Origin of the sequence: Volucribacter amazonae (assembly GCF_029783845.1) — a bacterium.
Classification (GTDB): Bacteria; Pseudomonadota; Gammaproteobacteria; order Enterobacterales; family Pasteurellaceae; genus Volucribacter; species Volucribacter amazonae.
On record NZ_LWID01000001.1, the window covers coordinates 2,513,410 to 2,528,102 of the forward strand.

Below are 14,693 nucleotides of genomic sequence, written 5' to 3' on the forward strand. Positions count from 1 at the left end.
TTTTATCCTAAGTAAGGAGAATAAACATGGCGAGAGAATTTAAACGTTCTGAGCGTGTTGCTCAGGAATTACAAAAAGAAATCGCAGTGATTTTACAACGCGAAGTGAAAGATCCTCGTATTGGTATGGTTACGGTATCTGATGTTGAAGTGTCTAGCGATTTAGCTTATGCAAAAGTGTTTGTTACTTTCTTATTTGATGAAGATCAGCAAGCGGTACAAGATGGCTTGAAAGCCCTAACAAAAGCAGCACCTTATGTGCGTAGCCTATTAGCAAAAGCTATGCGTTTACGCATTGTGCCTGAATTACGTTTTATTTATGATAACTCTCTGATTGAAGGAATGAAAATGTCCAATTTGGTAAGCCAAGTAGTGCGTGAAGATAAACAGCGTCATCAAGAGGAAGAATAGTGGCTAGACCAAGTAAGCGAGGGCGAGATCTTGATGGGATTTTTCTATTAGATAAACCACAAGGTATGAGTTCTAATGACATTATGCAAAAAGTAAAGCGTTTGTTTCAAGCGAACAAAGCAGGGCATACAGGTGCATTAGATCCTTTGGCAACAGGAATGTTGCCCATTTGTTTTGGTGAGGCAACTAAATTTAGCCAGTTTTTACTTGATGCGGATAAAGGTTACTTAGTAACCGCTAAACTTGGCGAACGTACTGACACGTCCGATGCGGAGGGAAAGGTGGTGGAAATTCGCCCCGTAGCAGTAAATTTATCCCAAATTTTGACCGCACTTGAGCAATTTCGTGGCGAGATAAAACAAGTACCAACCATGTTTTCAGCCTTGAAGCATCAAGGTAAACCTTTGTATGAATATGCTAGAGCAGGGATTATCATTGAGCGAGAAGCTCGCCCTATTCATATTTACGCTTTAGAATTGGTGGATTACCAAGCTCCTTATTTGACTTTATCAGTACATTGTTCAAAAGGTACTTATGTTCGCACCTTAGTTGATGATCTGGGCGAATATTTGGGCTGTGGAGCCCATGTTACTCAGTTACGCCGTACTGCCGTAGCGGATTATCCTAGTCAGGCAATGTTAAGTTGGCAGGACTTACAACAAATGGCAACAGAAAAGCCATTAACTGAGCTAGATAAGTATTTATTACCCATAGATACTGCTGTCGCCAGTTTGCCAGCTTTACAGCTTGATGAACAACAAAGCAAAGCCATTGGCTTTGGGCAACGGATAAAATTTGATAATCCTCAACGGTTACAAGGGCAAGTGAGATTGTTTGCACAAGCTAGCCAGCAATTTCTTGGCATAGCCACCATTGATCAATACAACGTTATTCGTCCACAACGTTTAGTGAAAGTAAGGATATAGTATCATTTTAAAGTGGAACGACTATAAATTAGCCCCAAATTGGGGCTAAAATTAATTAAGGTTTTCTGGCTAATAATGTGGCAAATTTCATTTTGATGCGATTACCTTGTTCATCGGTCTTATGTAATTCGCCCATATTTTCATTATATTTAACCAATTCCCAATCCTGATAATAATTTTTCAATTCATTTTCTGCAAAGGTAAAGGAAAATGGCAACGGACAAGGCACTTCATCAGTGGACATAGCGGCTACAATCAAATTATAACCACCTGATTTAGTGTGCTGTTGCATATTGGCAATAATGTGAGGAATGGCATTGCGATCTAAGAACATCAATACCACAGTAGAAATAATCACATCGTATTGTTGTTGAATATTGGCACTGTTTATATCATAAAGTGCGGTCTGAATTGCAAGATTTTCTTTTTCAGCGGTTTGCTGTAAAAAAGCAAGGCTGTTTGGATTATGATCCAAAGCAGTAACCTGATGACCAAGTAATGCAAGATACAAGCTATTCCGCCCTTGTCCGCAACCTAAATCTAACACTTGGCTATTAGCCTTAAATAAATCTGTGGCATTTCTTACTTCGGAATGTGTCGCCGTCATATTATATTTTTTACTAAAATAATCCGCTTTTTGGCAATAAAATTCCAAATAACATTGCAAATCATCAGATAACGCCTCAACACGATGCCAAAGCTGAGGTTCAACAAAAGGCGTATCCTGATCGGCAGTAAAAATATGTTCACTCAAGATATCGCCATCTTCCGTTAATACATAAAACTTTAATTGCCCTTGTAATACAGTAATTTTTCCCCAAGTGCCTACCTTAGTGTTATGTTTTTCTTGAAACATTTTAGGCAAGGTTTGTTTAGTCCAAACAGGCATTTTTTTGTAGCAAATAAGATCTAGGCTCATTGAAAATTTCCTCACATAAATACTTGACTGTAATACTAGGTTATTATGTTTGGATTTTCAACGGAAAAAGGGCAGTTAGTTTGAGAATGTTTGATTTTGATCAATAGAAATGCGGATTAATTGTGAAAATAGATAGCAAAATAAGCAAAATCATAGCAAAAATAATTTAAAAACTTACCGCACTTGAAACAAGCACAAAATCATTTATTGACTTATCCGCTTAGCCTACTATTATTGAGCAACTTAGGTTGAAGTTGAGGGAAAACGATGTCATTACAATTTAATTCTGTGGCGATGTTATTGGTGGTGTTAATTGTCTTAGGAATATTAAGCCATAATTCGCCGATTACTATTGCTGCCGCGGTTTTGTTGATTATGCAACAAACTTTGTTGTCAAAATATGTGGATGTGGTTGAAAAATATGGGTTAAAAATTGGTATTATTATTTTAACTATTGGCGTGTTAGCCCCCATTGTGTCTGGCAAAATCCAAATTAATAGCTTGGCACAATTTATAAATCTAAAAATGATATTAGCCGTTCTAGTGGGGATTTTTGTGGCTTGGCTTGGTGGGCGAGGGGTGTCTGTGATGACTCATCACCCAACTATTGTAACAGGATTAATTGTTGGCACAATTATTGGCGTTGCCTTACTCGGCGGTATTCCTGTTGGGCCTTTAATTGCCGCTGGGATTTTATCGTTATTTATTGGTAAAGCGTAATGAGCAGAGAAAGATTTAATCAATTACAACAATTATTGGCAAAATTAAACGCTAATCCACTAATGAATGTGGATTTTCGCCGTCTTTTGGCACGCATTCGTGCGGTGCAGAAAATCCGTCAAGTAGAAAAGCAACAACAGCTTGCTCAAGAAATTGAACAAGGTATTGAGCAAGCCAAAGTGCGGTTAGAAATGCGAAAAGTTTTAACCCCTCAAGTTACTTATCCTGATTTGCCTGTTAGTGCAAGACGTGAAGAAATACTACAACAAATTAAACAGCATCAAGTCGTAGTAATTGCTGGCGAAACAGGCTCGGGAAAAACGACCCAATTACCCAAAATGTGCCTTGAGCTTGGTTTAGGGCAAAAGGGAATGATTGGGCATACCCAACCTCGCCGTATTGCGGCACGTTCGGTGGCAACGCGTATTGCGGAAGAATTGCAAACGGAACTCGGCACAACCGTAGGTTATAAGGTGCGTTTTAATGATCACATTAGCGAAAATACCCAAATAAAATTAATGACTGATGGGATTTTATTGGCAGAGATCCAGCAAGATCGTTATCTTAATCAATATGATACGTTAATCATTGATGAGGCACATGAACGTAGTTTAAATAATGATTTTATTTTAGGCTATCTCAAGCAATTATTACCACGCCGTCCTGATTTAAAAGTTATTATCACTTCTGCCACCATTGACGTAGAGCGTTTTTCTAAGCATTTTGATAATGCCCCCATTATTGAGGTTTCGGGACGGACTTACCCTGTGGAAGTGCGTTATCGTCCTTTAATTGAGAATGAAGAGCAAGATCAGTTGCAAGGGATTTTATCTGCCATTGAGGAACTGCAACAGGAAGGCAAGGGCGATATTCTTATTTTTATGAGTGGTGAGCGAGAAATTCGTGATACAGCGGAGGCACTTGAAAAGCAAAATTTCCCTTTGACCGAAATTTTACCGCTATTTGCTCGTTTATCTGCCCAAGAGCAAAATCGTATTTTTCAACCTACTAACTTAAATCGCATTGTGTTAGCCACCAATGTGGCGGAAACCTCTTTAACTATTCCCAATATAAAATATGTGATTGATCCCGGTATGGCGAGAATTTCACGTTATAGTTATCGCACCAAGGTACAACGTTTACCCATTGAGCCTATTTCGCAAGCCTCGGCTAATCAGCGTAAAGGGCGTTGTGGACGGGTGTCAGAGGGAATTTGTATTCGCTTATATTCTGAGCAAGACTTTAATGCACGCCCAGAATTTACTGATCCAGAAATTTTACGCACCAATCTTGCCTCGGTTATTTTGCAAATGACGGCTTTGGGGTTTGAGGATATTGAGGCATTTCCTTTTGTTGATGCTCCCGATAAGCGTCATATTCAAGACGGATTGCGTTTACTAGAGGAGTTAGAGGCGATAAAAATGGTTAAACATCGTCGCCAATTAACGCCGATTGGACGTCAAATTGCACAACTTCCTGTGGATCCACGTTTGGCAAAAATGCTCGTCAGTGCGGTACAATTTGGTTGTTTACAGGAAATTATGATCATTGTGTCCGCCTTATCTATCCAAGATCCACGTGAACGCCCACAGGAAAAGCAACAATCCGCCGAGGATAAACATCGCCGTTTTGTTGATAAAAAATCTGATTTTCTTGCGTTTGTGAATTTATGGAAATATTTACAGCAACAGCAAAAAGCCATCAGTAAAAACCAATTTCGCCGTTTATGCCAAAAAGATTATCTTAATTATTTACGCGTACGAGAATGGCAAGATATTTATCAGCAAATCCGTTTAACAGTGCGAGAAATGGGCTTGCCGATTAATTCAACTGAAGCGAAATATGAACAAATTCATACCGCACTTTTAACAGGTTTATTGAGCCATATTGGACAGAAAGAACAAGAAAAAGCCCAATATTTAGGAGCAAGAAATGCCCATTTTGCAATTTTTCCAAATTCTGTGTTATTTAAATCACAGCCTAAATGGCTAATGGCTGCGGAATTGGTGGAAACTTCAAAATTATGGGGACGAATGCTTGCACAAATTGAGCCTGAATGGATTGAGCCATTAGCTCCCCATTTAATCAAAAAATCCTATGCTGAACCTTATTGGTCAAAAACAAAAGGTGCGGTGATGGCTAAGGAAAAAGTTACCCTTTATGGTGTCCCTATTGTGGTTAATCGCCCTGTTAATTATGGTAAGATTGATCCTGTGCTAAGCCGAGAAATTTTTATTCAATCGGCGTTAATTGAAGGAAATTGGCATACAAAGCATCGGTTTTTCATACAAAATCAGCGTTTGATCCGAGAAGTCGAGGATTTAGAGCATAAATCTCGACGGCGAGATATTTTGGTTGATGAAAAAACCTTATTTGATTTTTACGATCAGCGTATTGGTAGCGAAGTTGTATCACAGCGACACTTTGATAGTTGGTGGAAAAAAGTAGGGGCTGAGCAGCCTGATTTGCTCAATTTTGAAAAATCTTTTTTAACCAAACAAAATGGCACACAAGTAAGTGAATTAGATTTTCCTAATTTTTGGTATCAAGGCAATATCAAGTTGAAATTAACTTATCAATTTGAGCCTGGCACAGAGGCGGACGGTGTAACCGTACATATTCCGTTACCCTTGCTTAATCAAATAGAGAATATGGGCTTTGATTGGCAAATCCCGGGATTACGCCAAGAATTGGTGGTGGCATTAATTAAATCTTTACCTAAGTCGTTACGCCGTAACTTTGTACCTGCACCAAATTATGCCGAGGCATTTTTAGCAAGGGTAACGGACTTACAACAACCCTTATTACAAAGTTTAAGTGAGCAATTTCGGCGTATGACAGGGGTAAGTGTAGAAAGTGAAGATTGGAATTGGCAACAATTACCTCATCATCTCAAAATGAATTTTAGAGTTATTGATGATAAAGGGCGCAAAATTGCGGAAAGCACTGATTTAGATCAACTAAAGTTTGAGTTAAAACAACAAGTACAACAAAGTATTGCGGCAGTGGCAGACGATGATATTGAGCAATCGGGCTTACATATTTGGAGCTTTGCTCAGTTACCTCAATATTACGAACAAAAAAAACGCGGTTTTTCTATCAAGGCTTATCCCGCCTTAGTAGATGAAAAAAATGCCGTAGGAATTAAGCTGTTTGAAACCGAATATGAACAGCAAATTGCTATGCAACAAGGGCTAAGACGGTTATTGTTACTTAATGTCCCCTCGCCAATTAAATATTTACACGAAAAATTGCCAAATAAAGCCAAATTAGGCTTATATTTTACACCCTTTGGCTCAGTATTGGCGTTGATTGATGATTGTATTGCTTGTGCAGTGGATAAATTGATAAATGATTTTGGCGGTTTAGTTTGGAACGAACAACAATTTGAGCAATTACGCCATTTTATTCGTGAGAATTTAAACCAAACTACCATTGACATAGCCCAACAAGTGGAACAAATTCTTACCACCAGTTTTCAGTTAAATAAACGACTAAAAGGCAAAATGGATTTTACGCAGGCATTTGCCTTGGCGGATATGAAACAGCAACTGCAAGGCTTAATTTACCCTGATTTTGTAGCAAAAACAGGCTATGAGCGTTTAGCGGATTTACAGCGTTATTTAACAGCGATAGATAAACGCATGGATAAATTAGCCCAAGATATTAATCGGGATCGTGCCGCAATGTTACGTGTGGAGCAAGTCAGCGAGACTTATCAACAGTTATTAAATAAATTACCTAAAGCCAAACCCCTTAGTCCGCAGGTACAAGAAATTCCTTATATGATTGAGGAGCTGAGAGTGAGCTTATTTGCTCAACAACTTGGCACCAAATATCCAATCTCAGATAAACGAATTATAAATTTGATTAAGAGTTTGGGGTAGGGGATTGTACCGATTTTTTATTATAGTCGTCCCTCTTTAAAATAATGCAGTGTTGGCAGGTCTCGCGGTACTCTTTTATCTTCAGCGTACCGCCTTGTATTCATAAATTGAGATGACTATTAAGACACATTTATAAAAAAATCGTAAAACTGACCGCACTTTACTCAATAGAATTTTTTATGAGGCTGTATTAGATTAAAGTTATGATAGACATCAAAAATGAATATAACTCCTTGTAAATTAAAAGGAAAAACTGCTAAAGCTCCTTGAGTTTTTGGTTTTTGAAGTAACGGCAAGAGCAGCTGCTGAGCTATTAAGAATAAATCCTAATTCTTCAGCACTTTTTTACTGTAAAAATTTACCAAGTGATTTGCTATCATCTTGCTCTACAAGTTCATGACGTTTTTGAGGGCGGAGTTGGCCAAGATAAACGTTAGTAAAGAAAGGAAAACGAGGGCTGGGGAGGCAGAGAAAATCGCTGTTTTCGGTATGCTAAAACGCCAAGGTAAGGTTTATACCATTGTAGTTGAAAATACACAGACGAAAACTTGACTTCCTGTTATTAAACGAAAAATTCAGCCAGATAGCATGGTATATACGGATTATTATCGCAGTGATGATGTTCTTGATGTGAGTGAGTTTAAACATTATCGGATTAATCATCAAAGCCATTTTGCGGTAAAGAAAAATCACATCAATGGCATTGACCGAAAATTCTTTCCTTTATTCTTGAAAGAATGCGAGTTTCGGTTTAACTTTGGGACACCTTCTGAGCAACTTAAAATCTTGCGAAAATGCGGTGAAATTTAGGGCTTATCTGATACAGCCCCAATTTTTTCTTAAATGGCCTGATTTTCTGTCCTTTGATTACCTAAAAGTTACTAGCCATAACCGTTGTTAAATAAAATGTTAAACAAGCTATAATATGCTGTTAAATTATTGTTTTTTAATATTATTTTTTATTTCTTTTCGTATCAATCTTGTCTTGTTTATGCTATGATCGTCCTGTCCGTTTAGAGGTAAAAAACGTCCTATCATGCCTTTGATAGTTTGATTGTAGCTAACCGTATTTTGAGATTTATATGTTTGAGCATAATTATTATTGGCAAACTGTCGCAATAAGCGATACAAGTAAAATTGAGCAAATTAAAGTCTTTTTACAACAAAACCAGTTAGATCTGGATTCACAAATTGAATATTTTATCGTTTTTTATCGTACTGAAGATCACCAAATCATTGCCTGTGGTGGCATTGCCCCTAATATTATTAAATGTGTTGCTGTTTCCCCAGATTATCGAGGGCAAGGTATCAGCTTACAGCTTGCTACCGAATTGATTAATTTTGCCACTGAATTAGGTTATTTCCGTTTATTCCTTTATACCAAACCAGAAAATGAAGCCTTATTTGCACGATGTGGTTTTCATACCATTTCTACGGCTTATCCTCATATGGTGTTAATGGAAAATAGTGCGGTGCGTTTAAAAAAATATTGTGAAAAATTAGCGCAATATCGTCAACCGGGCGAAAAAATAGGTTCCATTGTAATGAATGCCAATCCTTTTACTTTGGGACACCGTTACTTGATTGAACAGGCACTTAAGCAATGTGATTATTTACATTTATTTTTAGTTGAAGAAGACGCTTCTAAATATAGTTATACGGAAAGATTTACCTTAGTTAAACAGGGGATAGCTGATTTAGTGGATAAAGTCAGTTTATATCCGAGTTCAAGTTATATTATTTCTCGTGCAACATTTCCAAGTTACTTTTTGAAAGATAAAGGTTTAATTGATGATTGTTTTATGGAAATTGATCTCAAATTATTCCGTTGTCATATTGCCCCTGCGTTAGGCATAACTCATCGTTTTGTTGGCACAGAACCGAATTGTCCTGTTACCTCATTATATAACCAAAATATGTCCTATTGGTTACAACAAGCCGATATGAAAGCCCCTTCTATTAAGGTGGTTGAAATTCAAAGAAAAACCTATCAAGGCGAACCAATTTCAGCATCAAAAGTAAGGTTATTGGTACAGCAAAAAAACTGGTCAGCATTAACCCATTATGTGCCTACTAGCACTTTAGCGTTATTAGAGGCGAATAATGGCATCAAACCTAATCATTAATACATAAGAGGATTAGGGAAGTGCGGTCATTTTTACAAAAATTTTTAGTATTAAACCTTAGGGTTAAGGAGAAAAAATGCAAATTACGAAGATAGCCGTGGCGGGAACATTGGAATCTAGTGATGTTTTGGTTCGTGTTGCTCCTCATGATGACATTGATATTGAACTGAATAGCTCGGTAATAGAACAATTCGGTGATGATATTTTAAATACGGTGCATGCCGTATTAAAACAATTAGATGTTCAGGCAGTGCAATTGATTATTGAGGATAAAGGGGCGTTGGATTGTGTCTTGAGAGCAAGACTTAAAGCTGCGTTATTGCGTGCCACAGATGAAGCGGTGAATTGGGAGAACGTACTATGAAATTAAGAAGAAGTATGCTGTTTGTGCCGGGATCAAATGCAGCAATGGTGAGTAATAGTTTTATTTATAAACCTGATTCTATTATGTTTGATTTAGAAGACTCGGTAGCATTAAAGGAAAAAGACAGTGCCAGAATGTTGGTTGCACAGGCTTTACAACACCCTTTTTATCAAGAAATTGAAACGGTTGTGCGGGTTAATCCTTTAGAGTCCGAATTTGGGTTAGCGGATTTAAATGCCGTTGTAAGAGCGGGAACAGATATTGTTCGTTTACCGAAAACCGACACTGCTCAAGATGTGATTGCGATGGATAATGCCATTACTGAAATTGAAAAGCAATGTGGTCGGGAAGTAGGGAGTACCAAATTATTAGCCGCTATTGAGTCCGCTTTAGGGATTACGCAAGTGAATGATATTGCCAAATCCTCCCCTCGTTTAATGGGTATCGCTTTGGGGGCTGAGGACTATGTGCGTAATCTCAGAACTGAGCGTTCCCCAGAAGGCATTGAGCTATTATTTGCCCGTTGCAGTATTTTGCAAGCCGCCAGAGCTAATGGCTTAATGGCATTTGATACAGTTTATTCTAATGCTGATAACGAAGAAGGTTTCTTACAAGAAGCCAGCTTAATTAAACAATTAGGTTTTGATGGTAAATCTTTAATTAATCCTCGCCAGATTGAATTAATCCATAATTTATATGCCCCAACGCAAAAAGACGTTGATTTTGCTCAGCGTGTTATTGAGGCGGCAGCAGAGGCAGAAAAAGCGGGCAGTGGTGTTGTGTCATTAAATGGAAAAATGGTGGATTCGCCGATCATTGAACGTGCGAAATTAGTATTACAACGTGCGGAACTTTCTGGCATAAGAGAAGAATAAGGGGATAATGATGGATAATAGACAACAACGGGTCAATGCAATTTGCCAACAACATAAGGATTATCAACAATATCAACAAATTGCGAAAGTAGAATCCTTGGCAAAAAATCATAAAGACAGAAAATTATGTGATTCTTTAGAACAAGCTATTCGTCGTAGTGGTTTACAAGACGGTATGACTATTTCGTTTCACCATGCTTTCCGAGCAGGGGACTTTGTGGTTAATTTGGTGGTGGATAAACTGGCTGAAATGGGATTTAAGAATTTAGTTTTAGCCTCAAGTTCTTTAACGGATATTCATGCCCCTTTAGTACAACATATTAAAAATGGGGTAATTCGTAAGATTTATAGTTCTGGTTTACGTGGCGAATTAGCGGATAGAATTTCTGAAGGTTTAATGGACGAGCCAGCAACAATTCATTCCCATGGTGGGCGAGTGCATTTAATTAAAAGCGGTGAACTCAAGATTGATGTGGCATTTTTAGGCGTACCGAGTTGTGATGATTTTGGTAATGCCAATGGTTATAGTGGTAAAAATGTTTGTGGTTCATTGGGATATGCACGTGTTGATGCGGAATTTGCTGATAAAGTGGTGTTATTAACAGAGGAAATTGTCGCTTATCCGCATCACCCAATCAGTATTGCACAGGATCAAGTGGATTTAATTGTAAAAGTTGAGCAAGTTGGCGATCCAAAGAAAATTGGTGGCGGAGCCACAAGAATGACCAAAAATCCTCGTGAGTTGTTGATAGCACGTAAAACAGCGGAAGTGATTTTTGCCAGTGGTTATTTTAAAGATGGCTTTTCTATGCAAACAGGAAGTGGCGGTGCTTCTTTGGCGGTAACCCGTTTTCTTGAAGATAAAATGCGTAAGCAAAATATTAAAGCTGATTTTGCCTTAGGGGGGATTACTGCCAGTATGGTTGCATTGCACGAGGCAGGTTTAATTAAGAAATTGCTTGATGTGCAAAGTTTTGATAAGGCAGCGGCAGAATCTTTGGCTCGTAATCCAAATCATATTGAGGTAAGTGCAAATCAATATGCTAATTATAGCTCTAAAGGGGCTTCTGTTGAGCGATTAGATATTGTGATTTTAAGTGCTTTAGAAATTGATACGCAATTTAATGTTAATGTCTTGACTGGCTCAAATGGGGTTATTCGTGGGGCATCGGGTGGGCATTGTGATACCGCCGCAAGTGCGCAATTAGCCATTATTGTTGCCCCATTGGTACGAGGAAGAATTCCAACGGTGGTTGAGAATGTTTTAACTTGCGTTACGCCGGGCGAAAATATTGATATTTTGGTTACAGATCATGGTGTCGCAGTCAATCCTAAGCGTCCTGATTTAATCAAAACCTTAACAGAAAAAGGTATTCAATTATTTACTATTGAACAATTATGTGAACGTGCATATCAATTAACAGGCAAGCCGAAACCGATTGAATTTACAAATAAACCTGTGGCGGTCGTGCGTTATCGTGATGGTTCAGTGATTGATGTGGTTTATCAAGTCAAACAGGCAAACACTGATGTTTAATGTTGGTCAATTTTTGCCTGACTTTTCTCTAGCGGGAAAGGCTATCTCGCTAGAGGAATTGCTTGTTGCGAAAGAGCAACGAGCCTTGTTACAACAACAATGCTTAAGTCAATATCATCAATCCTTACTGAGTTTGACTTTATTAGCACCAGGTGCAGTTAAAAAGAATGAATTACTTGATTATGTATTTACTCAAGCATTAACACAACTTGAACAGTTATGGCAAACATTGGCAATTAAGCCTACCGCCTCTTTTATCCGCCCTTTAGATACAGGGCATGAAGCTATTTTTGTACTGGATATTGATGCCACAAGATTAAAACAACAGACGATGGTTTTAGAGCAAAGCTCGCCCCTTGCCCGCCTATGGGATATTGATGTCTTTGATAAAAAAGGGAGGCTACTTAGCCGTTCAGACTTTGATTATTCCCCACGTTGTTGCTTAATTTGCCAAGCTGAAGCGAAACATTGTGCGAGATCCCGTCAACATAGTCTGTCTGATATTTATCAAATTATGCAACAAATTGTTACACAACATTATTTTGCTGATTATGTGGCAAATTTAGTCAATCAAGCCTTATTAACGGAAGCAAGGTTAACACCAAAACCGGGGTTAGTGGATCAAGCTGACAACGGGGCGCATCAAGATATGAATCTTGCTACTTTCTTATTAAGTAGCCAAGCTCTTTATCCGTTTTGGGCAGCCTTTGTTTATCAAGGAATAAAAACCGCTCAACAACCTGTTGCACAAATATTGGCTGAGTTACGTCCTTTAGGATTACAAGCAGAGCAGGCAATGTTCAATGCTACCCAAGGCATCAATACCCATAAAGGCAGTATTTTTGCCTTTGGACTGACGTGTGCTGCATTAGGGCGTTTATTTGTTCAACAACAATCTTTTGATTGGCAAGATGTGTCTTCATTAATTGCACAAATGTGTCAAGGCATTAGTCAAGAATTAGTACAACCTAGCCAATCAGCCACAGCAGGTATCAAGATTTATCAACATTATGGCATAAAAGGAGCGAGGGGAGAGGCAGAGCAAGGCTTTCCATTAGTGCAATATGCTTTATCAGAATTATTACAATCAAAGGATTATGGTGAACAACATGGTTTATTATTGGCATTACTACAACTCTGTGCCAATAATCAAGATACTAATGTTATTCATCGTGCAGGTATGGAGGGATTAAATTGGTTTCGTTCTACCGCGAAACAATTACTTGAACAACAACAGATTATCACAAAGATTGAAGTATTAGAGCAAGCATTGAATACCTTTAATCAACAATGTATTCATCACAATATTAGTCCCGGAGGAAGTGCGGATTTACTCGCACTTTCTTGGTTTATTTATCAATTTTTTTATTTTAATCATTAATCTTACGAGGAAAATATGGCATTAAGTAAATTGCAAAAAGTAGCGATATTAGTGGCAATTCCCATTATTATCGGCTTACTCCCTGCTCCAGATGGTTTACCATTAATTGCGTGGCGATTATTTGGTATTTATTTAGCAACAATAGTGGGGCTAGTCATTAAGCCTTATGGCGAACCTGTCATCTTATTAGCCGCCGTTGCGGCATCTTCTGTGGTGATTGGGAATACCGCAGGGGCAGGCGAGTTGGTAAAAGTTTCACAAACATTAAGCGGTTATCAATCAGGGACAACTTGGTTAATCTTCACCGCTTTTACTTTAAGTTCAGCTTTCGTGATTACAGGGTTAGGTAAACGTATTGCTTATCATATGATTGGCTGGCTAGGGAGTACCACCTTACGTTTAGGCTATGTTACCATGTTCCTAGATTTATTACTTTCGCCCGCAACGCCGTCTAATACCGCAAGAGCAGGGGGAATTATTTTCCCAATCATCAACAGTATTGCAGTGGCATTAGGTTCTACCCCAAATGAAACCCCTAAAAAAGCAGGACGTTATTTATTAATGAATGTTTATATGGTGGTAAAAACAACCAGCTATATCTTTTTAACCGCTATGGCACCGAATGCGTTAGCCTTATCTCTTATGGCACCTATTTTAGGCTTTAACCTAGATTGGATTCATTGGTTCTTAGCCGCTTCTGTACCCGGATTGCTATGCCTATTTTTAATTCCATTGGTCGGTTATATTATTTGCCCGCCAGAATTAAAAGAAGTGGATAATAAAGAAATCGCACGCAAAGGCTTAGAAGAATTAGGGCCAATGAAGTTTCGTGAAAAAGCCCTCATAGTCTTGTTTATTGGTGCCTTATTTTGCTGGATCTTTGCTAATGTATTAAATGTTAATGCGACCACTGTGGCACTAACGGTTATGGTACTATGTATCATATTAAACATTGTTGCTTGGGACGATATTCTAAAAAATAAAGCAGGCTGGAATACCTTAATTTGGTACGGTGGTATTATCGGTATGTCATCAATTTTAGATAAAGCTGGTTTCTTTAAATGGTTAGCCACAACCTTTGAAACCTATCTAAACTTTGATGGTCATGGCAATATCGCATTAATGGTTATCCTCTTTATCAGTGTCGCAGTACGTTACTTGTTTGCCTCTGGTGGTGCTTATGTTGCCGCTATGGTACCTGTCTTTGCCACAGTAGGTAAAGTAGCAGGTGCACCAGTGGAATTACTTGCTTTAGGATTATTATTTACGAATTCCTACGGCGGAAGTGTAACCCATTATGGCGGCGGTCCGGGTCCAATTACCTTTGGAGCAGGCTATAATGATATTAAATCTTGGTGGGCAACAGGTGCAGTAATTGCTTTTGGTAGTTTACTTATCCATTGCACCGTAGGTATATTATGGTGGAAATTCTTAATAGGTGCAGGTTGGTTATAATTTATCATCATTGATTTAACCAATAATCCCTTAATTCCCCTATGCGTTATACGGTAGGGGATTATTTTTATCGTTATTTTGGTATTTTCTAAA

Annotated in this window: 11 protein-coding genes and 1 pseudogene; 11 read left to right on the forward strand and 1 reads right to left on the reverse strand. The window is 38.3% G+C overall.

The features are described from left to right. Positions 1 to 26: 26 nt before the first annotated feature. Both rbfA and truB read left to right on the forward strand, forming a co-directional pair. Positions 27 to 410 carry a 30S ribosome-binding factor RbfA gene (gene rbfA / locus A6A20_RS12050; protein ID WP_279573653.1) on the forward strand — a complete coding sequence of 128 codons (384 nt, stop codon included), beginning with the start codon at positions 27 to 29 and terminating at the stop codon, positions 408 to 410. Continuing rightward, a complete protein-coding gene (gene truB / locus A6A20_RS12055) occupies positions 410 to 1,336 on the forward strand; it encodes a tRNA pseudouridine(55) synthase TruB (protein ID WP_279573654.1) in 927 nt (308 codons plus the stop codon). Before rbfA ends, truB begins: the two co-directional genes overlap by 1 nt. A 55-nt stretch (positions 1,337 to 1,391) precedes the next feature. Here truB and tehB read toward each other — a convergent pair whose 3' ends face one another. Then, on the reverse strand, positions 1,392 to 2,255 hold the full coding sequence (tehB, locus tag A6A20_RS12060; RefSeq protein WP_279573655.1) for an SAM-dependent methyltransferase TehB: 864 nt from the start codon (positions 2,253 to 2,255) through the stop codon (positions 1,392 to 1,394). A gap of 267 nt (positions 2,256 to 2,522) precedes the next feature. Here tehB and A6A20_RS12065 point away from each other — a divergent pair, with 267 nt between their 5' ends. From A6A20_RS12065 to A6A20_RS12105, 9 genes and pseudogenes are all read left to right on the forward strand, one after another. Then, positions 2,523 to 2,975: a DUF441 domain-containing protein gene (locus tag A6A20_RS12065; protein WP_279573656.1), complete on the forward strand. Its 453-nt coding sequence runs from the start codon at positions 2,523 to 2,525 to the stop codon at positions 2,973 to 2,975. Between the two features lie 62 nt (positions 2,976 to 3,037). After that, positions 3,038 to 6,862 carry an ATP-dependent RNA helicase HrpA gene (hrpA, locus tag A6A20_RS12070; RefSeq protein WP_279573806.1) on the forward strand — a complete coding sequence of 1,275 codons (3,825 nt, stop codon included), beginning with the start codon at positions 3,038 to 3,040 and terminating at the stop codon, positions 6,860 to 6,862. A gap of 219 nt (positions 6,863 to 7,081) precedes the next feature. After that, positions 7,082 to 7,672: pseudogene (locus A6A20_RS12075) on the forward strand (transposase). Positions 7,673 to 7,944: 272 nt separating this feature from the next. Then, positions 7,945 to 8,988 carry a [citrate (pro-3S)-lyase] ligase gene (gene citC / locus A6A20_RS12080; protein WP_279573657.1) on the forward strand — a complete coding sequence of 348 codons (1,044 nt, stop codon included), beginning with the start codon at positions 7,945 to 7,947 and terminating at the stop codon, positions 8,986 to 8,988. Between the two features lie 76 nt (positions 8,989 to 9,064). After that, a complete protein-coding gene (gene citD, locus A6A20_RS12085) occupies positions 9,065 to 9,352 on the forward strand; it encodes a citrate lyase acyl carrier protein (RefSeq protein ID WP_279573658.1) in 288 nt (95 codons plus the stop codon). Beyond that, positions 9,349 to 10,227, forward strand: a complete 879-nt coding sequence (gene citE, locus A6A20_RS12090; RefSeq protein ID WP_279573659.1) for a citrate (pro-3S)-lyase subunit beta — start codon at positions 9,349 to 9,351, stop codon at positions 10,225 to 10,227. Before citD ends, citE begins: the two co-directional genes overlap by 4 nt. 10 nt (positions 10,228 to 10,237) lie before the next feature. Beyond that, a complete protein-coding gene (gene citF / locus A6A20_RS12095) occupies positions 10,238 to 11,764 on the forward strand; it encodes a citrate lyase subunit alpha (RefSeq protein ID WP_279573660.1) in 1,527 nt (508 codons plus the stop codon). Then, on the forward strand, positions 11,757 to 13,145 hold the full coding sequence (gene citG / locus A6A20_RS12100; RefSeq protein WP_279573661.1) for a triphosphoribosyl-dephospho-CoA synthase CitG: 1,389 nt from the start codon (positions 11,757 to 11,759) through the stop codon (positions 13,143 to 13,145). Before citF ends, citG begins: the two co-directional genes overlap by 8 nt. A 15-nt stretch (positions 13,146 to 13,160) precedes the next feature. Further along, complete coding sequence (locus A6A20_RS12105) at positions 13,161 to 14,600, forward strand: anion permease (RefSeq protein WP_279573662.1); 1,440 nt, start codon at positions 13,161 to 13,163, stop codon at positions 14,598 to 14,600. Positions 14,601 to 14,693: the final 93 nt, after the last annotated feature.

What these genes read in the sequence shown, in the direction of transcription:
- citC (WP_279573657.1), top strand. Translation starts at nt 7,945, where the DNA reads ATGTTTGAGCATAATTATTATTGGCAAACTGTCGCAATAAGCGATACA.
- citE (WP_279573659.1), top strand. Translation starts at nt 9,349, where the DNA reads ATGAAATTAAGAAGAAGTATGCTGTTTGTGCCGGGATCAAATGCAGCA.
- rbfA (WP_279573653.1), top strand. Translation starts at nt 27, where the DNA reads ATGGCGAGAGAATTTAAACGTTCTGAGCGTGTTGCTCAGGAATTACAA.
- citD (WP_279573658.1), top strand. Translation starts at nt 9,065, where the DNA reads ATGCAAATTACGAAGATAGCCGTGGCGGGAACATTGGAATCTAGTGAT.
- citF (WP_279573660.1), top strand. Translation starts at nt 10,238, where the DNA reads ATGGATAATAGACAACAACGGGTCAATGCAATTTGCCAACAACATAAG.
- tehB (WP_279573655.1), bottom strand. Translation starts at nt 2,255, where the DNA reads ATGAGCCTAGATCTTATTTGCTACAAAAAAATGCCTGTTTGGACTAAA.
- hrpA (WP_279573806.1), top strand. Translation starts at nt 3,038, where the DNA reads ATGAATGTGGATTTTCGCCGTCTTTTGGCACGCATTCGTGCGGTGCAG.
- A6A20_RS12105 (WP_279573662.1), top strand. Translation starts at nt 13,161, where the DNA reads ATGGCATTAAGTAAATTGCAAAAAGTAGCGATATTAGTGGCAATTCCC.
- citG (WP_279573661.1), top strand. Translation starts at nt 11,757, where the DNA reads ATGTTTAATGTTGGTCAATTTTTGCCTGACTTTTCTCTAGCGGGAAAG.
- A6A20_RS12065 (WP_279573656.1), top strand. Translation starts at nt 2,523, where the DNA reads ATGTCATTACAATTTAATTCTGTGGCGATGTTATTGGTGGTGTTAATT.